The sequence below is a fragment of the Nocardia sp. NPDC058519 genome (assembly GCF_042719755.1).
In the GTDB taxonomy this organism is placed as follows: Bacteria; Actinomycetota; Actinomycetes; order Mycobacteriales; family Mycobacteriaceae; genus Nocardia.
In genome coordinates, this window is the sequence record NZ_JBHXNK010000008.1 from 109,570 (window position 1) to 128,802 (window position 19,233).

At 61.3% G+C, this 19,233-nt stretch carries 11 protein-coding genes and 2 pseudogenes; 3 read left to right on the plus strand and 10 right to left on the minus strand.

The window, feature by feature from the left end; all coding sequences use genetic code 11:
• Positions 1 to 25: 25 nt before the first annotated feature.
• The 3 genes from ACFWPK_RS12160 to ACFWPK_RS12170 all read right to left on the minus strand — a co-directional run bounded on the left by ACFWPK_RS12160 (position 26) and on the right by ACFWPK_RS12170 (position 1,537).
• The gene (locus tag ACFWPK_RS12160) at positions 26 to 499 is read right to left on the minus strand and encodes a hypothetical protein (protein ID WP_378914706.1); all 474 of its coding nucleotides are present in this window, start codon (positions 497 to 499) and stop codon (positions 26 to 28) included.
• 73 nt (positions 500 to 572) lie between these two features.
• Complete coding sequence (locus ACFWPK_RS12165; protein ID WP_378914708.1) at positions 573 to 938, minus strand: hypothetical protein; 366 nt, start codon at positions 936 to 938, stop codon at positions 573 to 575.
• Positions 939 to 973: 35 nt separating this feature from the next.
• The gene (locus tag ACFWPK_RS12170) at positions 974 to 1,537 is read right to left on the minus strand and encodes a hypothetical protein (protein WP_378914710.1); all 564 of its coding nucleotides are present in this window, start codon (positions 1,535 to 1,537) and stop codon (positions 974 to 976) included.
• A gap of 1,125 nt (positions 1,538 to 2,662) precedes the next feature.
• Here ACFWPK_RS12170 and ACFWPK_RS12175 point away from each other — a divergent pair.
• The gene (locus tag ACFWPK_RS12175; protein WP_378914712.1) at positions 2,663 to 6,793 is read left to right on the plus strand and encodes a TIR domain-containing protein; all 4,131 of its coding nucleotides are present in this window, start codon (positions 2,663 to 2,665) and stop codon (positions 6,791 to 6,793) included.
• Positions 6,794 to 6,899: 106 nt separating this feature from the next.
• Here ACFWPK_RS12175 and ACFWPK_RS12180 read toward each other — a convergent pair.
• A pseudogene (locus ACFWPK_RS12180) lies at positions 6,900 to 7,091 on the minus strand (aldehyde dehydrogenase family protein); the annotation flags it as partial.
• Positions 7,092 to 7,223: 132 nt separating this feature from the next.
• On the opposite strand from ACFWPK_RS12180, the gene ACFWPK_RS12185 reads away from it, so the two are divergent.
• Entirely contained in the window at positions 7,224 to 9,428 is a 2,205-nt protein-coding gene (locus tag ACFWPK_RS12185) for a serine/threonine-protein kinase (protein ID WP_378914714.1), read from the plus strand.
• Here the strand turns inward: ACFWPK_RS12185 and ACFWPK_RS12190 are convergent.
• The 4 genes and pseudogenes from ACFWPK_RS12190 to ACFWPK_RS12205 all read right to left on the minus strand — a co-directional run bounded on the left by ACFWPK_RS12190 (position 9,425) and on the right by ACFWPK_RS12205 (position 12,116).
• Positions 9,425 to 9,847, minus strand: a complete 423-nt coding sequence (locus ACFWPK_RS12190) for a hypothetical protein (RefSeq protein WP_378914716.1) — start codon at positions 9,845 to 9,847, stop codon at positions 9,425 to 9,427. The two genes, ACFWPK_RS12185 and ACFWPK_RS12190, sit on opposite strands and share 4 nt — an antisense overlap.
• Positions 9,848 to 10,007: 160 nt before the next feature.
• Positions 10,008 to 10,529: a hypothetical protein gene (locus ACFWPK_RS12195; protein ID WP_378914718.1), complete on the minus strand. Its 522-nt coding sequence runs from the start codon at positions 10,527 to 10,529 to the stop codon at positions 10,008 to 10,010.
• Between the two features lie 719 nt (positions 10,530 to 11,248).
• A pseudogene (locus ACFWPK_RS12200) lies at positions 11,249 to 11,354 on the minus strand (recombinase family protein); the annotation flags it as partial.
• A 570-nt stretch (positions 11,355 to 11,924) separates the two neighbouring features.
• Positions 11,925 to 12,116, minus strand: coding sequence for a hypothetical protein (locus ACFWPK_RS12205; protein ID WP_378914720.1), 192 nt, complete (start codon positions 12,114 to 12,116; stop codon positions 11,925 to 11,927).
• A 57-nt stretch (positions 12,117 to 12,173) separates the two neighbouring features.
• On the opposite strand from ACFWPK_RS12205, the gene ACFWPK_RS12210 reads away from it, so the two are divergent.
• Positions 12,174 to 16,061, plus strand: coding sequence for a hypothetical protein (locus ACFWPK_RS12210; RefSeq protein ID WP_378914722.1), 3,888 nt, complete (start codon positions 12,174 to 12,176; stop codon positions 16,059 to 16,061).
• 629 nt (positions 16,062 to 16,690) lie between these two features.
• Here the strand turns inward: ACFWPK_RS12210 and ACFWPK_RS12215 are convergent.
• Both ACFWPK_RS12215 and ACFWPK_RS12220 read right to left on the minus strand, forming a co-directional pair.
• A complete protein-coding gene (locus tag ACFWPK_RS12215) occupies positions 16,691 to 17,881 on the minus strand; it encodes a DUF4041 domain-containing protein (protein WP_378914724.1) in 1,191 nt (396 codons plus the stop codon).
• On the minus strand, positions 17,878 to 19,173 hold the full coding sequence (locus tag ACFWPK_RS12220; protein WP_378914726.1) for a hypothetical protein: 1,296 nt from the start codon (positions 19,171 to 19,173) through the stop codon (positions 17,878 to 17,880). The genes ACFWPK_RS12215 and ACFWPK_RS12220 overlap by 4 nt, the downstream gene beginning before the upstream one ends.
• Positions 19,174 to 19,233: the final 60 nt, after the last annotated feature.

Below are 19,233 nucleotides of genomic sequence, written 5' to 3' on the forward strand. Positions count from 1 at the left end.
GGAATGATTGCGGTGACGGCGATGTTCACATCGACCACCCGAACACCACGGCCGCGCGTTCGAGCATTCGGCGCTGGCGGGGACTGAGTTCCCGATCCGGTAGCAGTGGGCGGCTGAGTTCATCGGCCGCCTGCATCAGCAGCGTTGCGAACCATTCTGCTTGCCGTTCGACAGGAGCGTCGAAATTGCTACGCAGGCAGGCTTGCTGGTCGATCAGCCGTTGAATGACAGTCGCCGGGATAGACGGCGTGGTACGAGAGTAGTACTGGAGCCGCTGATCGTCGGAGACATCGTGGCCGAGGACGATGTGCCCGAGCTCATGAGCGATGATCCCGTCCCGCTCGATCGCGGTCACCTCGGACCGATGACGGATGAGGTCCTTCTCTGGCAGTGGGATCCAGATGCCGGAGAAGTCGACAGCCTCGTATTCACCGAGCCCCTCGACGATTTCGATCGGCCGGGCTCGCTGCAGGCTCAATTCCTCCACGAACCGATGCATCGACCAAGGTCGCCGCAACGTCAGTTCTCCGAGAGCCCGTTCCGCGACAACACGATCCTGGTCGACGGCACCGCTAGTCGAGGGAGCCAAGGTAATTCGTCAACTCTTGTACAGCGTCGTCGCCCAGCTGATCCGAACCGGCACGAAGAGCGAGGAAGGGAATCCGCTTGTCGCGCTGCATGATCAACAGCCCGAGCTGATGGTAGGGAGCGTAATACCGGTCGGGGTCGCTCGACAGAAAACCACTTGGCATATCGAAGTACCGGGCCAGCTCAGCGAGCATGTCATCGGCCGGCTGTTGAGCGCCGGGCAGGCGCAGCACTTCGATGTCCTTCGTCGGCACCGCGCGTCCCAGAACCTCCGACAGCGCTTGCGCCACAGCCGATGCAGACACTTCGATGCCGTCTCCATCGATGACCGTAGCGAACAGTGCGTTCACCCGCTTCTCCAACGGTACGACTCGGCTGTGCTCGTTCAACGACCTTCTCCCTCGGTCAGGCGTATCCGCTCCAGCTTAGACCGCCATCGCCTGGTGAACCTCTCCACTCGAGCGGAGTCGAGATCGACAGCTTTGGCTGCGAGCCAACGCCGATACTGTTGGTCTTCGCGTTCGCCCCCCGTGGCGGTCGGCGGCGCCGCGAGTAGTGCGCCGATAAGCCTTTCAATACCCCTCGGGAGTTCTCTACCGGGTCCGCCCGCCCGCTCGAGCACCTCAGTTGCCTGGGCGGCGGCGAGCCTGCCGACCGCAACGCCCAGCTGCTCCTTCACCGCCCGCGCGGCATGTTGAGCGGGCTCGGGAAGATCCGAGCGGTCACACAATTGAAAGCACACGTCGGCAGCGGCGACAAGGCTGTCCACGACGTCGATATCGACCTCGACCAGACGGAAGCCCAGCGGATCACTCTCGAAGCCAGTGGGACCACGAGAGCTCGTAGCACCGGTCGGCATGGATTCACCCACCGCTGCTGGATCACCACCGTGCAGTGTCGCCCTGGCACTGCCCTGCACCCACCCGAGCCCCGCATCGAGCAGCTTCAAGGTCCTAGGGCTCGGTGGAGCCGTGTCATCTCCCGGGTGTTCGACACGAGCCAGGGTCGCGACAGAGGGCCCGCCCGCAGCGTGGACCTCCTTGCGAGACAGCCCGAGCTCGCTGCGTCGCTCGGCGACGATCTCGCCGAAGCGCCCCTGCCGATCTCGAGTCACCACAGTCGGAACCTTATGCCAACCCACACTCACCGAACCACCTTCCTGCATGCCCTCGGGCGCCGACGACTCCATGGACGACTCACACAGCCGTCGGCTATGCTCACACGGTGACAATCTCGACACTACTGAACACTCATGATATTCCGGTGAGTCTTCCATGGCATATGGATGCCACAATGCTGCCTACCGCGGACTGAGATGCGGTCGACTGTCGAGACCGATCGTCGGTGAGCCCGTCAGGAACCACGCAGGCCAGGGATATCCGGACAGCTCATGACGACGAGATCCAATCTGGATAGTGGCGTGGAGGGGGCGCCATTACTTGCCCGCGATCGGCACAGTGCATCGTGTCGATCGCGCGCGTAGCCGCTCCGGTCAACGACGACCGGGGCGGCTACGCAGCCCATTCATTTCACCTGAGGCGGCGTGACGCAGAGTCTCGATCGAGGAAATACCTCGTCGAGTTCACAGATCCCGAGCACGCCTCCGTTTTCGATTCGTCCGGGACCGAGCTCTACAACCTCGAACGTTTCTGACCGGAAGGAACGGACCGCGGCGGCGCGAAACGGCGATACGCGCCGCCGCACCGATACATTCATCACCGCCGGTCTCTGGATTCACCCGTCCAGCGGTTGGATTCCTCGCCGAAAAACCGCGGTGGAACAAGGTTTCAGGCCCCATTCCGTACTTTCAGGTGCTCGAACGAGCGTTTCGATGCAATTTCGGGTTCGATCCAACGGTTGAAATAAGTGGTCAGCGAGGTCGACACTGGAAGCGAGGACGTCGAGACACCGACACGTGAACGTAGCATATTTTCGGGTCGATCCCGGGCGAACAGGGTCACGGAGGACTGCACTGTGAGCGTCGTCGCGAATGGAATCGAACTCTCTACCCGCGCCGTTGAAAAACCGGTTGTGAGGTCTCGCTCACGCCTCCAGTGCGGGATCCGGTGATCCGATGTCCCGCATCTTCTTGAGCCATTCGAGCAAAGACAGTCGCCAAGCCATTGCGTTGAAGTCGTGGTTGGTGCAGCAGGATCCACCCTTGGCGAATGAGATCTTCCTGGATCTGGACCGGCACGCGGGTATTCTTCCGGGCTTGAAATGGAAGGACGCGTTGCGGCAGGCGAATGCGCGGTGCGAGGCGGTGATCTGCCTACTGTCCACGAACTGGGAATCCTCCGCTGAGTGCAAGACCGAGTACCGGACCGCCGAGACATTGAACAAGCATATTTTCTGCGCACGCTTGGAACCCTCGACGAGTGCGGAAATAACCCGCGAGTGGGAATGGGTCGATCTATTCGGTGACGGTCCCAGGACCGAGATCGATATCGCGGACGGAACCGGAAATCCGGTCTTCTTCCTATCCGAAGGCTTGTATCGGTTGCGAGATGGGATAGTCGGGGCCGGAATCGGCGCCGAATCCTTCGTGTGGCCGCCCCCGAAAGACCCGAATCGGGCGCCGTACCGGGGGTGGGAGCCGTTGGAGGAAGTCGATGCCGCGGTGTTCTTCGGCCGCGACGCCCAGATCATCCGTGGGCTCGACGGTTTACGCAGGATGCGTAAATCAGCCGTTGAGACGTTGTTCGTCGTTCTCGGACCATCAGGTTCTGGAAAGTCGTCGTTCCTGCGCGCGGGGCTGCTGCCTCGGCTGCGCCGTGACGACCGCAATTTCCTGGTCCTCGACATTGTTCGTCCGGAACGAAACGTCCTCACGGGTGAGAGTGGCCTCGCTCACTCGATCCACGCCCTCCGGGCAAAAATGGGTCTGAAAGAGCCGGATCTCGGTGAAATCAAGGAAGTATGCCTCGGCGGTGCCAGGCATGTTCGTGACCTGTTGCAAGAAGTGCAGCAGACCGCAACCTCGGCGCTACTCGACCGGCCGGGAGAGCAAAAGGTACCCACCTTGGTCCTGCCAGTCGATCAGGCCGAGGAATTGTTCGGCCCGGACGCCGGATCACAGGCCACGCGTTTCCTCGACATGGTCGGCCGACACGCACGCACCGACAGCGCACACCGATTGCCATTGATCGTGACGGTCACCATTCGCACCGACCGCTACCAGGCTTTGCAGACCGCTCCCGAGCTGAACGGGGTCGAAAGTGTGGTGTTCGACGATCTCCGGCCGATGCCGCGCACCCAGTTCAAGGAGGTCATCACCGGACCGGCCACACGCGCCACCGAAGGAGGGCGACCCCTCTGGATCGAACCACCGCTGGTCGAACAATTGTTGGCCGACTGCACCGACGGGGCCGATACGCTGCCGCTGTTGTCACTGACCCTTGCCCGGCTCTACGAAGAGTACGGCGGTGACGGCCAGGTCGACCTTGCCGAGTACCGGTCGATGGGCGAGATGCGCAACGTCGTCGAGACCGAGATCGACAACCTGTTGTCCAGCGACGGTACGCAACGACATGCGCAGCTCGACCAGCTACGTGCCGCGTTCGTTCCCTGGCTGGTGAGCATCGACCCGGACAATGATCAGCCCATGCGTCGCATCGCCCGGTGGGACGACCTGCCGGCCGACAGCAAGCCTCTGCTCCACAAGCTCGTGGACAAACGGTTCCTGGTTCGAGACACACGTGACGGCACTGATGTCGTCGAGGTTGCGATGGAAAGCCTGTTGCGCCAGTGGGACGAGCTCAAAGGGTGGTTGGACGAGGAGCGCGAGAACCTGAAGGATGCCGAGGCTCTCGAACGCAGCGCTGCCGAATGGGAGAAGAGTCACCGCAACGAGGCCTGGCTGCTGGATGGCGAGCGAATCAGCAAAGCGGAGACTCTCGTCGCGCAGCCCGGTTTCCGGCACCGGCTGGCGGGGGCACACGAATTCGTCGATGTTTCCAGGCAGCGGCAGAACCGACGAATGGAGGAGGAGGAGCAGCGTCAAGAGTCTGTGCTGCACCGGACGAAAGTCATTCGCACAGCTTCGGCTGCCGCACTGGTGATGGCTCTGGTCGCGGTATCCACCATCTTCCTGCTCCACCAGCGCTACCAGGAAGCGACCGCCTGGCGACTTGTATCGGAAGCCGAGCAGATACTAGCGGGAGGACGACCTGGTGGCGACGTTCGCGCACTTCAGCAGGTGCTCGCCGCGCACGAACTCAGAGCGACAGCAGACGACGCATTTGCGCAGGTGCAACGCGACGTACTCAAGATTATGGAGAATCCGTTCGATGCGGACGGCCAGGTCGTGCGCGTGCTGAGCCTGGCAACTCATGGTGAACGGATCGCATCGGGCAACGACGACGGCTCTGTGCGGATATATGACCTCGACACCGGTGAATTAAGAGATACGTGGCAAGTTAGCAGAAAACCGGCGTGGAGCGTCGCATTCAGTCCCGACGGTAAGTGGCTTGCTGCAACTGGCGAGGAAGCGACCATGAAATTGTTGGACGCGAACACGGGGGTCGTCAAGCATACAATGGAACACAACAATAATCATCCGGTACACACTATAGCGTTCAGCCCCAACAGCCAGAGGATCGTGACCGGTAGCGAGGACGGCACTGTGCGACTGTGGGGAGTGGACGGGCTCGAGGAATCCGTCAAACTAGAAGGTCACCTCGAAGGAAAAGTCGTTCGAGGTGCGGTATTCAATAGCAGTGGCGATCTGATCGTATCCGGCGGCGACGACGGCTCCGTGAAGTTATGGGATGCGAGCGATGGGCACGAGATCGCCACGAAAAAGATATCCGAGGCACCTAAGGCGACCAGTGTCGCGTTCAGTCCAGACGGTGATCGCATAGCTGCTGGAGATGTGGGTGGCACTATTCAAATCTTGGGCGGACGTGATCTTCGACCGCTGAGTGACGCAGTGCCTGCGCACCCGACCGCCTCCGTGAACAGTGTCGCGTTCAGCCCGGACGGTACTCGTCTCGTCTCCGGCAGCACGGACAACACGATCCGCAGCTGGGACGCCTCCACCCTGGAACCGATCCGTGATCCGTTGACAGGTCACCACGGCGAGGTTTTCAGTGTCGCATTCAGTGACAATGCCGAAATAGTGTCCGGCAGTGCCGACGGTTCTGTGCGCAAGTGGGACGCCATCGCCGGACTACCTATACCGACTGGTCAGGAAGAAGTTCACGCCGTTGCTTTCAGTCGCGACGGCCGACAGATAGCCTCGGGTGGCGATGACGGCACCGTACGGCTGTGGGACGCAGACACCGTAAAACCGTTCGAACAGCAGCTTGGCACCGCCTCGGAGAGGGGCCAGAACACGGTGCGCAGTGTCGCTTTCGATCCGAAGAATGACCGGCTCGTCGCAGGCTGGAAAGATGGTTCGATCCGATTGTGGAACTGGAGCTCCGGCGAAGAAAGCGAGTTACCCAAAGTTAGTCCCGGGGATTCGCCCAGCGTCAACAGTGTTGCGTTCAGCCCTGACGGTTCCCGAATAGCCGCGGGTTTGAACAACGGCTTCGTGGCATTGTGGGACGCGCACTCGCTGAAACCGATCGGTGCAAAAAATGCCGACAGTACGGTATATTCCGTTGCGTTCAGCCAGGACGGCAATCGGGTCGTGTCCGGCAATCACGACGGCTGGGTTCAATTGTGGAATACCGAGCCGTTCGACCGTTTCACCCCGGCCAAGGACCCACTCGGCCGTAAGGGCTGGCCGGTGTACAGCGTGAGCTTCAGCCCCGATGGGCGAACCATTGCAGCGAGTAGTAACGACGGAAGCGTGCGGGTATGGGAGGTGAAGACAGGCAAAAAGGTCGGAGATATGAGCGCTGATCAGAATCATGTATTGAGCGTCGCATTTGCGCACGATAAACCGTGGATTGCGTCGAGCACGAACACCGGAAGAGTGCACTTGTGGGACGCCGGTACATACAAGCCCGTCGGTATGCCCATGACGGGGAAACAGGTATTCGTGCGGGGAGTGGCGTTCAGCCCCGACGACAATCAGATACTCACCGGAAGCTCGGACGGCAACTTGCACCTTTGGCCCGCGCCACAAGAATTGACTGAAGCCCTCTGCAGCAAGCTCACCAGCAACATGAGCCACAAGCAATGGGACGACTGGGTCTCGCCCTATATCGGATATCGCGAGATCTGCCCCGGACTGCCGGTTCCGCCCAATGATTAGGACCGAAACAATGTGAGGACCAGTACCCCGGAACGTCATGCTCATCAGTCCTAGGACCATATTGCACGAAAATGGCTGGCCGACATGAAAACTACGCCTGACCAGCCATTATGCGCATCTTGGCGGCCATCGCGCCCTCGACAGCAGCATCGAGGTCGGCGAACACGACGAACGGCGCGTTGCCGCCGAGTTCCATCGAGGTGCGCAGCGCCAGGGCGGCCGCACGGGCGAGCAGGTGTTTGCCCACTGAAGTGGAGCCGGTGAAGGTCAGCTTGCGCAGCCGCGGGTCGGTCAGCATCCTCGACCATTGCTCGAATCGGAGCGATACCCTTGAGCAAGGGAGTCTTGATGGAAGGAGCTGACGTGGGGCAACTTAGCCGCATCGCGTGTAGCCGCTCTGTGATCGCCCGAGGCTGATCTCGAGCTACCGATGTCCGAGCCGATCGACCTGGTCGATTCAGCCGAACGAACCCGCACCACGCTCGCCAGTGCCGTGGCGCTGCTCTCGCAGGCTTGGGCGTCCGGTTCTCCACCCGACCTCTCGGCGCTGCTACCCGCGGAACCGGCGGCGCGGCGCACCGTCCTGATCGAACTGATCAAAATCGACCTCGAATACCGCTGGCTTCGGTATCACTTTCCCAAACGACTGATCGAATACCGCGCGGAATTCGCCGAGCTGCGCGACGGTCCGCTGCCCGCCGAGCTCGTCTACGAGGAATTCCATGCCGTGCGCCGCGGATCGGGGGCAACCGATGCGGCTCCCACCGCCGATGCGATGACCGCGGCGGCGACCGGCCCCGAGCCCACGAGCGACTACCACAGCACGATCATCGCTCGTCCCGGCGCGCAGGTTCTACTCGACACCATCGATGTGGGCGACCACGTCGACGACTTCGACCTCCTGATGAGGATCGGCGCCGGCGCCTTCGCCCAGGTCTATCTCGCTCGGCAACAATCGATGCAGCGACTCGTCGCGGTCAAGATCTCCCACAACCACGGCATCGAGCCGCAGACTCTCGCCCAGCTGGACCACGAATACATCGTGCGCATCTTCGACCAGCGGCTCATCGCCGATGGCCAGCTGAAGCTGCTCTACATGCAGTACCTGCCCGGCGGGACGCTGCTCGACGTGCTGCGGTTGCGGCGCTCGACGCCGTCGGAACGCCACAGTGGGCAACTGCTGCTCGACGCCGTCGACGAGGTACTCGCCGAGAAGGGCGAGGTCCGGCCTACCGAATCGGCGATCCGGACCAGGACCGCGGCACTGACCTGGCCGGAGACCGTCGCCTGGCTGGGTCGCCGACTCGCGGACGCGCTGCAGCACGCGTCCGAGCGAGAGGTGCTGCATCGAGATATCAAACCCGCGAATGTACTGCTGAGCGCCGAGGGAGTGCCGAAGTTGGCCGACTTCAACGTCAGCTTCAGCCAACGCGTCAAGGGCACCAGCCCCCTGGCCTACTTCGGCGGATCCCTGGCGTACATGTCGCCAGAACAGCTCGAAGCCTGCCATCCGGACCTGCCCGCGACCGCTCTCGATCTCGATACTCGCAGCGACATCTTCGCGCTGGCCGTCATGCTGTGGGAATTGCTCACAGGGCGGCGGCCCTTCCCCGACGAGACGTCCGCGGGCGAGTCGGAGACGTCGCTGGCCCGCATGCTCGAATTACGGCGCAGGCCGGTAGAGGCGGCATTCCTGTCGGAGCTTCCGTCGGATTGCCCCATGGCGCTGCGCCGCGTGCTCCTGAAATGCCTGTCGCCCGACCGCGAGGACCGCTATTCGTCCGGTTCGGAATTGGCCCAGCAGTTCGACCTGTGCCTCGAGAAGAGGGCCCGCGACCTCGTCGATCCGCCGCCGGACAGTTGGCGAACGCGACTGTCGCGATGGCCCACCCTCGTCCTCTGGCTGTCATCGATGGTCGGTGTCGGCCTGGCTACGGTGTACCTGGCTGTGCACGCCCAGGAACTGATCAGGGAGCGCCTCCCCGCTGCCACGAACGCGCAGATCAACAGGGGCGTGATGGTGTGCATCCTCTGTGGCTTTCTGCTGGCCATCGTCATATACGTCTACATTTCACGTGATCAGCTGGCGGTTCTTCGCGGCTTGCGCAAGGGCAGACGCTACGAAGAGGCAAGGCTCGCGCGAGTGCGGTCCCGGACACTGCTGTGGGGCGACCTCTGTGCGCTCAACACCCTGCTGTCCGCGATTCTCGCCACCGTGACGGCAGTGCTGCTGCTGCGCTGGTTCACCGACCTTCCGGTGCGGCTGCAGGTCCATGCGGCGATGACTGTTCTGGTGGCGGGCACCATCTCGGTCGCCTACACCTTCTTCCTTTCCACGTTCTATCTCGTCCGCTGCGTCTATCCCCGCTACCTGCGCCACGGACGCACGACGGAGCGCGACTCCGCCGACTTGCGCTGGCTGCGCCGGAGAACCACGGTCTACCTCGCGGTGACGGCGTCAGTGCCGGTGGTCGGGGTGCTGGCCGGATTCAGCTTTCTCGAACCCGAGGAGCTGTGGCTCGTGCGCGATTCGGTACTGGGGCTGTGCGCGGCCGGCGGGCTCGCCTTCGTCGCCGTGTATTGGTTGTTCCGGAAGCTGGACGCGGACCTGCGCGCGCTCAGCCGGGTGGTCTAGCGATCAACCCATAGCGACCTGGATCCGCCTGTCCGGCCGGTCCGTCGGCCGACTTCGAGCTTCGAGCTTCGAGCTTCGAAGCACTCCCTCGAGGCAATGGCGTCCACAAACGCAACCACCGCTACGGCGCGGTCCTCGACCGCGGCAACCTCGCCAAGGTCGGCCTCAACCGCCTGCTCTTCGGCTTCACCCGCATCCTCACCGAAGCCGTCACCTACCTCCGCCCCGGCGGCCACATTGTGATCACCGCCCGCCCCTGGCTCCAACACGCCGAATTGATCAACCTCCCGGCCTACATCTGTGTCGCCCTCCTCGGCCGCCTCGCAGACGGCGACCTCATCGCCCGCAGCTCCTTCTTCCAACGCGACTTCATCGGCAAACACCGCAACGCGGGCCTCCCGTTCCACCTGATCGCCCACGAAGACGTGATCGTCCTGCAAAGGCCTGAGAACTGCGCGAGTTCGCGGTGACTGAAGCAGCTTCAACGACCACCGGAGTGGCCATCGGCCGGGCAGGTGCCTGGACCTGGGGAATGCCCTGCATGAAGTTCAGCACCACTGCAATCGAGTCCGCATTTAGCTAGAGGTAGCCCTCCCATGCAGCGCTTCGGTCGGGGCGACCGGACTCCACCCACCAGTTGTACCGGGCGACCGCTCGATCGTAGATCTTAGTAAGTTCCGTGCCGGTTCGTCTCTGCTTAACAAATCCCATCATGTGTCGCGGATTGTAAAAATTTGAGCTGAACTCTACGGAAACCATGGATGTAGGCGGTTTGGGAGGCTGTGACGGGACCGCGACCCATTGCCCCTCCAGGTTGCGTCGAAAATCCTCGCCGATAAAATAGAGAAATCTCGATGCGAGTGAGATATTCTCTTCAGAGAAGTAGCTAGAATCGCCGAACCTTCGCAAAAGCTCCTGCTCTGCAACTTGCAGCCCTTCACGGGTACCCGTAAGTCCGTCAAGCTCAGGCACTTGGGATACTGTGAACTCGATTTCCTGCGCTGCTTCGTGCATGAGAAGCCAACTGCGAAATTGCTCATCGTGTTGAAGTGCTTTGAACTCGGGGGTGTCGCGAATGTCTTGATCTAGTTTGGGTGTCATTACTGCCCCTTCCGTGTGTCCCTCATCCCACTTCGGCTTCTCGTAGTATCTATTGACGGTGAACCGACCCGGATACATCGATTCGAGCCGTTCCAGCTAGCCGAGTCGTCCTGAGATAACGGTGATTCCAAATTGCATGTCACATTGAAACCCTTTTCAAGCGCTCCCTCATCTTTAACCAGCTGGTCGTTCTTCAGCGAACTGCTCTTATTCTCGAAAAATTCGATCGGGTCTCCATCCCCCGTCGTAGAGGACAAAATCGTACCTGCGTCCGGGAATGGCCTCGATATACTGCTCGCGTTTCCAACCATCCCCCTCTGTGTACCCGTTCAGTTCCCAAAGCTTCTTGTCCCAAGCAGAGCCATTCCCGCCGTTAATCATGAGTTGGTTGCAAAGGCGGCTCCACTCTTCTTTGGTTACACAACCATTCCGTCGAGTCGGGCAATCCTTAAGGTAATTCTGGTAGGCTTCTTCGTTCCATCTCGACCACGTGATAGTTATTTCGGCCTGCCATCAGGGCCCAGCTCAACTTTGTTAGTGGGCTTTTCGACAGTTTTCGCCATCAGTTGGATGGCGGTGTTTGTGAGCCCGACTCCGAGACTTGCCGCTGCTTCCACACCTAGGTCGGATACCGCGTCCTTCACTGCATGGCGGTGGTTTATAACCTGCTCACCGAGCAGGTAGTCGAAGCGCTAGCGAGACCGCAGGCCTTCGCGGGGTGCGATGCCCTCGCGCTGGCGTTCCAGGATCAGGGCGCGTCCGAACTGGGCGAAAGCGCCCATAACTGAGCGCAGCAGGTTCGCAATGGGGCGAGTCCTCGCCGGTGATTTGATGAGGTCAGCCTGTCCGTCGGCGGATACCTCCACGGTCGTCCGCCACAAGCCATCGCGTATCTCAGCATCCACACCGGTCCCCTTGCACTGTGGTCCAACGCTGTAGGCTACAACACACTGATACACATGCGACCAGGCGTTTTCCGGACCTGCTTTCGCGCATAAAAAGAGCCCTCGATCAGGCTATGCACCTGGTCGGGGCTCTCTTTCGGTGGTCCCAGCTGGTTTCGAACCGGCAGACACCATCGCGCCAAAACCGGTCTCTACCTCGAAAATCGGCACTTGACCGGCACTCTTCCCATCACAGCCGACAAGCAGAAGTACGCACCGATGGGCAACTTCGGGCTGCGCTATTGCACGTATGTTGCACGCCGACGGACCCCTCCAACAGGCCCACGCGCAGATCCCACTAACCACAGCAGTCATAGCCGATGCCGACAAGGACCGCCAGCGACGCGTCCCTGGTTGGCCCGGCCGAACACGAGACTGCCTACCGCGCCCGAAACCCGCAACGCCGACCGGCGCGGATAACTCCTGTAGTCGCTCTTCAACCAGTGACGGTTCAGAGGACGATGTAAGTGGTCATGGCGAGCATGAGCAGAGTGAGCGTGCCACCGAACGTGATTCCCCCAGCACGAATCGTGGAGGCCGCAGTAGCCCCGTCGGCCCTCACGAGCAGGGCCCCGGCGATTCCAGCGATGACAGAGGTCAAGATGGCGGCGACGAGCAACAGGGCTTTCATGTTGTGCGACATGAGGTTCCGTTCTGGCTGTAGTGAGTCGGTCGCCTACAAGTCAGCCCGATCCGTTCGATGGCCAGCAAGTCGATCGAGCCGCTAATGTGCGGATGTGCGCATGTCGGAGGGGATCTTCCGGGTTTACGACCCGGCACGGGTCGTGATGGGTCGACGGTCGAGGGCCACGAGGTGATGAGTGGTGGCATGAATCCGGCTCGGGAGAAGTTCCTCGCGGAGTGGCGGGCGTTGTACGTCGCGGCTGGCAAGCCTCAGATCGCTGTCATCGCTAGCGAGACTACGATTCCGCACAGCACATTGGCAGGCTGGTTCGCAGACGATGCCAATGACGTGGTGATCACGACGAACCCACGCAGATTTGAGTCTGTTCTGAGGTACCTGCACGCAAAGTCGGGCAAGGTCCCCGCAGGGCGATCGATGGACGTGCAGACCCTGCGGCGCTGGCAGACTCTGCGGGAAAATGCTGGTAACCGATCTCGTGAGGTTGGTCCAGTTGTCACGCAGAGCACGGCGGTGTACCTCAGGCTCGGCGACTGTGACCCGCTGCGAGACTTGGGAATCCAACCTGCCCCAGCCCTCGACGCGGGTATCGATTGCGATCTCGGCCTGACACCGTATGTCGAACGCGAACACGACGCCAAGCTCCGCGCAAAGGTGGAGGGCGTAGTCGACGGTGGTCAGTCGGTCCTTGTGATGCTGACCGGGGACTCGTCCACTGGAAAAACCCGCTCACTCTATGAGGCCTTGCGCGAGAAGGTTCCGGACACATGGCGATTGCTTGCCCCCACAAGTGCTTCCGAACTCGTCACATCCGTCAAGGCGATCCGTTCGCTCAGGAGCGGCTGCGTGTTGTGGCTGAACGAGGCTCAGCGCGTTTTCCGCGACGATCGCCTCGCCACTTCCGAGGATGCCGCGAAGGACCTGGACGATCTACTCAAGTCGACTCTAGGTGTCGTGGCGGTCGGCACGTTATGGACCCGCGAATACTGGAAACCCTTTACGCAACAAGGGATTCCAGATGATCCACGGGCCAATCTACGAGACCTCCTCACTCGTCAATCGACGACGAAGCGTATTCCAGTACCGAGCAAACTCCTCGATCGGGAACGGCAACGGTGGGAAATCTGCGCGCAGCGCGATGCGCGGTTGCGAGTCGCATACGAGGCCGGCAGCGACGGCATGATCGTGCAGCATGTCAGCGGTGGACCGGAGTTGCTAGCCGCTTACCGTCAAGGCCCCGGCACTCACTTCACGGTGGGTGAGTATGCCGTGCTCACCGCCGCACTTGAAGCACGACGGCTAGGGCATAGCGAACCACTCTCGACCGCACTGCTCGCAGAAGCCGCCTGGAACGCCCTTGCCGATCGCGAGCGCCCGGGCGAAACGGATTGGGCTGAGCAGACCCTCGTCGCACTATCGACCGGACAACGCACCGATGGCACGCGCACCGATATCCGTCACGCTCTCACCGCGATGTACCCAGTACACGACGCACCAGGAGTATTGGCTGGCTGGGAGGTGGCCGACTACTTGCTTCAACACGGTCGTGGACCGTTTCTGAAGACCGCATCTGCCGCTGTATGGCAGGCACTGCTGCGACACACCGAAAATTCCACCTCCCTGCACGATATCGGGTACTCCGCCTATAGCCGCAAGCACTTTCAACATGCCGCGCGCCTATGGCGCAAGGCAATCGAGCGTGGACATCCCACTGCGGCATGGGGCATGTTGCTGGTGAGCCGGCACCTACCGCACGATCGGGATTACCGTGGAGCGCTCTGGATCGCCGAACACACGGCGGTCTCGGACCTGCAGACCGTGCGACAGGTGTGTGGCCTACTGGCCGAAGCACATGAGGACCATGCACTGACAGGATTTATGAAGCGGGTACTTGACTGTGACATCGAGACCGGATTGCAGCGACTGGCAGTGGGTCGGGTCGTCAGGACCGCTGATCCGATGTATCAGACGGTGATGAGGGAGTACGGGAGCTACGGTGCAAGAGACATCATCGATGCGGTGCAAACTGTCGACACTTCCGACACTAGGAAGGTCGCTGCACTGTTCGCGTGGCTTCAGCACGCTGGTCGAGACGTTGGCGGCCACACAACACTGGTGCAAAGAGTGGTAGACGGGTTACACGACCTCACCCTTGACGATCCCGGGTCTGTCACGGAAGTGGTGCTCGCCCTACACAGCGGCGGAGACGCTGACACTGCCGCACGAGTTGCCCGTCATGCCGCCTGCACTTTCGTACCATCCTTCGATCGCGTGGAGTTCGACTACGTGCTCGACTACTGCCAGATGTTAGTTGAGCTGTTTGTTGCGGTGACCAGATGCGCTGACGTCGCTGCAGGCCAGGCCCTCGCGACCAGGATCGTCGCAGGGCTTACCAACCACGACCATCCCTGGGCATTGCACGCCGAGCTCAGGCGGGCGCGCCATGATGAACTGTCGCGGGCCCGCTGCATCGCGGTTCTCAGCGCGTGGGAACAACTCCGAATCCCCGCGAGCGAGCATCAATACCGTGCGACGGTCGTTGAAGCAACGGAGGTGGTGGCCGCCCTCGACGGGTTCGTCTTGAAGCTGGTGTGCCACCTCGCAGGCAGTGCGGATTTGGGCATCGCGGGGCTCGCGACGTATTTGTTGAAGGATCACGATGACCCTTTCGAATACGACGAGGAAGACGACGAAAACGGTTGGTCGATGCAGACGTGGCTGACCCTTGAGCGGGATCCAGTCTTCCAGGATGCATACCAGGACAAGGACTTCCCAGCGTTGGCCGACCGGGCCGATGCCATCCTGGCAGAGGTTATTTCCGAGCCACGACCCGAGGCTGAGGCGTGGCCGACCCTGCTCAATCGAGTGTCTGCCGCACCCCACACGGTGAATTTGGCAGATCACCTCGGCGCGGCGCTGCTATTGAAGGAGCTCCGCCAACACGGACTGCTTTCAGCTGCTCAAGAACTCGCTGAGTACGCCGCTAGGGTTGCCGGATACGGAGATGACGACCCCAACTTCGCTGCGGAAGACCGGAGATCGGCAGATACAAGCATGCTGCTGACAGAAGTCGCGCTGACTGCCGGGCCAGAGGCTGCAATGCGACTCGGTGAACGGATTGCCAACTCGGTCACCCATTCTCACGCGAGCGCCGAGGTACTGACGATCCTGGCAGAAGCCCACCTGATCGAGACGACCGCCGAAACGGCACGGCAAGCAGTCAGGCACGAAACAGGCACACCTGGGCCAGGGACGCTGAAACTGCTGGAGGCTCTGCGAACACTCGATTTCAGTGATTTGGCAAGCCAACTCGCCGACCGGATCGCCCGCACAACAGATCTGGGAGCGGCGGCGGATGCCCTGCCGAGCCTGAAGCCGTACCCGAACGCGAGAACGATTCTGCTGAACCGGATCGCCGAGCATCCAGAACGAGTCGGAGGTACCGAAGACCTCCAAATAGGGCTCCGAACGGTGCTCATGGCGTTACACCAAGCCGTACCGCACGCCATCGATACCTCGTCGATCGGCTCCCAGCCTCCTGACCAGACGCTTGCCGCCTCCTCGAAAACCGCCGCGGCGCTGATCGCTGATCGTCTAGCTGCAGAGGGCCCAATCATCCTCCAAGACCCTGTCGAGTGGGAAACTTTCCCCGCTGAACAAACACTCGACATTCTTTGCAGGACCGGACATCACGACGCTGCGCGCCGCTTCTGCGAGCGTGCGGCCGCTGAGGCCGATGCGGCGACCCAACCAGGAGCAGAACACATACTCGCAGTCATTCGTGCTGCGGGACATCCGGGATCAGCCGATACCTTGAGGAAACGGTTCCAGCGCGCGGGCCTGCTTCCCCTCCCGAACGAATCCGTGCGAGGCCGAGACCTCGACGGGAATCCCATCACCCGATGGGCATGGAACTCGATCCTTGAAGGTGATGGCGCTCACTGAACTCGGCGAGCTCCGTCAGCACATCACCAGCACCGAGGACGGTCAGGACCTCGACATCGCTGGTGGCAGGACCGCGCCATTGAACGAATCCGAAACGAGCACCCCGATCGCTGCCTGGCGTTCAGACGCTGCTGAGACCGGGACCTGGCATACCGAGCTACCGGGTTAGCCGTCCCAATTTCTGGCAGGAACCGCCATCGTCGAGCTGCAACGAGCTTCCTTGAGGAAGCTTTGTCAACGTCACCGCCCACTGACGGAACTCGGAGGCGCGTGTGGCACGCTTTGAGATCCGCGTTTGAGCAGGCGGTCTGAGGAGGACCGCGAAGACTGCCTCCATCTCCGGTGTAATCGCTCGACCGATCCTGCCTCCCTCCGCGGCGGCACGCATCGCGCAGTCCACGAGTCGCGCGATAGCCGGCGCACGAGCTGACCGCTCTACCCCTGCAAGGCCAGCCTCGACCTACACGGCGCTTCCGATGTAACCAGAACCGTCGACGACGCGACCCGGTTAGACACTCGGCAGCAGTCGACTGTCCTACCGATGCCGGTCGAAGTGCCCAAGCGATTTCTTTGGCCCGAGGCAGCCAGGTGCGTATTGCCCGCCTGAGCGAAGTGTACTGAGTCGGACGTCATCTGTGATTGTCAGGCCAGGACCGCTTTGACTGGAAGTATTGTGTCGCCTCGGGCGAGTCGTTGTAGTCGAGGAGGTTGCCGATTTTTTTGGCGAGTACTCGTCGGACTTCTTCGGGTGTTGCGAAGAAGAATTCGCGCCTGGGGTTAGCGTGGTTGAGTCGCTTGGGTCCGAATTCTTTGTGCAGTTCGTTCTCGAGTGTTACCGCGTCGTCGGAGAAATATACAGCGTGTACGTCGAAGGGGAACGGGACCGAAGCGCCGCCGAGTTCGCGGACTCGGTCGAGGGGTTCGAGTCGACGTGTCAGCCCGATCTTGACGACGTTGGATCCGAAGGCACCGATGTTGGAGATCACGTAGACGTATCCGGCGCGGATATTTGCGGCGCGGAAATCGTTTTGGGCGATGGCCTCGGCGATGCGGGACAACTGGTCCTCTATCTCGCGCGTGTCTTGCCCCGCGTCTGTGAGGCGTTGCAGGACTGAGCGGTAGTGGGCGTGTTCCTTGTCGAGTCGCTGGCGTTCGGCGGCGAGTTCTTGTTCGACTTTGCGTTCCTCGCGCAGACGTTCGCGTTCCTCGCGGGCTGCTTCGCGTTCTTCCTGAACCTTGATCATGTAGTCGGCGGTGAGTTCGAGTTCCTTGGTCCGCAACGCGTGGTAGGCGGGCGACACATGCATTTGCATTGCAGCGCCGAGCTTTTCGATATCCATTGCTGCTTTGTCCAGGCGTCGTTTGGCTGTGTCGAGATTACCGGCGCGGATAGTACGGACGCAGTTCTCGGCCTCAGCGTTGTAGGCACGCAGCATCAGCTTCGACAGGTCCGAGGTCAGTCGTCGCCCTTCTGCGAGGGAGTTGTTGAAGCTGAATTTATTGGCGACTACGACAGCAACACTGGTCTTGACCGCTTCACGGATAGCCAGCCGGAGGTCGGTCAAGGCCTGCTTGTAACTGTCAGCGTTTTCCAGCGGGTGGTGGTACTCGTAGATTCCCACTTCTTGGAGAACCAGCGCGTCGTCGACCGTAATGACCCTCGGATCGCTCAACGGTTGCTGCGCAGGGGTCACGACGACGGGGCGGGTGTTGAGCTGCGCGGTAAGCTCCTGGACTTTGTCCTGCAGTTCGGCGGATTCTCGTTCCTTGACGACCAGCATTTTCCGCAGTCCGATGATCTGTTCTTGTGGGTCGCTCATCCGCGTACTCCGTGGTTTGCCAAGGGCACCAGCCCGTATGGATTCTTGGACATGGCACCGGCCAGATGCGCCAGGGTGTCAGCAGGTTCCACGCGAGACAGGTCGATCGGCAAGAAATCCGCACGATCGGTTGCCAACCTGACGAGGTCGACACGGGTGTCGTGTCCGGTAGCGCTATCGATCGCGTCGACGGCGACCGTCAGTGCAATGCTGTCGATGATCTCCTCACGATCGGCTTCGAACACCTCGTGTGCTGTGCGCAATGCGAGCCGGGCGACCGCGGATGCGTAGCGGCGCTTGCACTCTGCCGCCGGGAGCGGGCTCGCGGAGATTTCGTCGTTGGCTTTGTTGTAGCGGAATGCTTTCGTAGTCGGGAAGGTGTCGGGATGGGGTGCCAGGACCGTGATGCGGAGTTCTCGGTTCTCGGCGTCGAAGGAATGTTCATGGGATACCTCGAAGGCTTCCGGGTAGACCGAGTTCGCCAAGACGATACCGACGTATTCGTCCATCGCAGCAGGGTGCCGTTGTCGCAGTCCTAAGATCACACTATCCAGGCGATCGTTCGACTCGGAGACCTCTCGGTGACGTTGCGCGACAGTTCGCTCGTGTTGTCGGCGAGCCTCGGCCAACGCGACAAGTCGAGCGGATTCTGTCTCCTGCCAGCGCGTACGGATCTGCGCGTTGAGTTCGAAGGTCTGACCGAGAGCATGCTGCCAGCGCTGAGTAATGATTACGAATTCTCGCTGTGCTGCTTCTACCTGAGCGGCATATTTGCGGTTCCCACCCAGGGCGCCGGAGATACCTGTCGGGGGCGGTGGTGCCACGAAGATCGGGCGATCCGGTAGATCGTGGTAGCCGGGTGTCGGCGATGGGGTGAGCAGTTCGGGCCGGTCGAACGCGATCTCACCCGGCGATTCGCGTAGTGACTCCAGGTCGACCCAGTCATCGACCTCGAGGGTTGCCGCGAGCAAGCTGTCGATCTCATCGTAGGTCGCGTTCAGGCGCGCGTTCTTCTCTACAACCTCGGCCTCACGGGCGGCGATATGGGCGGCCTTCGCAGCGCGTTCCGCCGCCACACGGTCGGCGGCTGACGCACGTTGAAATGCAGCGGAAGCACGTTGATGCTCACGAACGGACCGCTCCGCCTCCCGCACGGCCGCGTTGTGCGCGCGCATCGCCGCGCGCTGCTGTTGTAGCTGGCGCTGTTGCGCCAGCCGATGTTGGTGTTGCAGTTCAGCCAATAACCCCCTACGCCGTGGCACCGAACTCCTCTCTATCTCCAGATCGAACATCACCGATAGACCACGAACTGCAGATACTGTCGCCACAGCGCCGACACCGTTACACGCCAA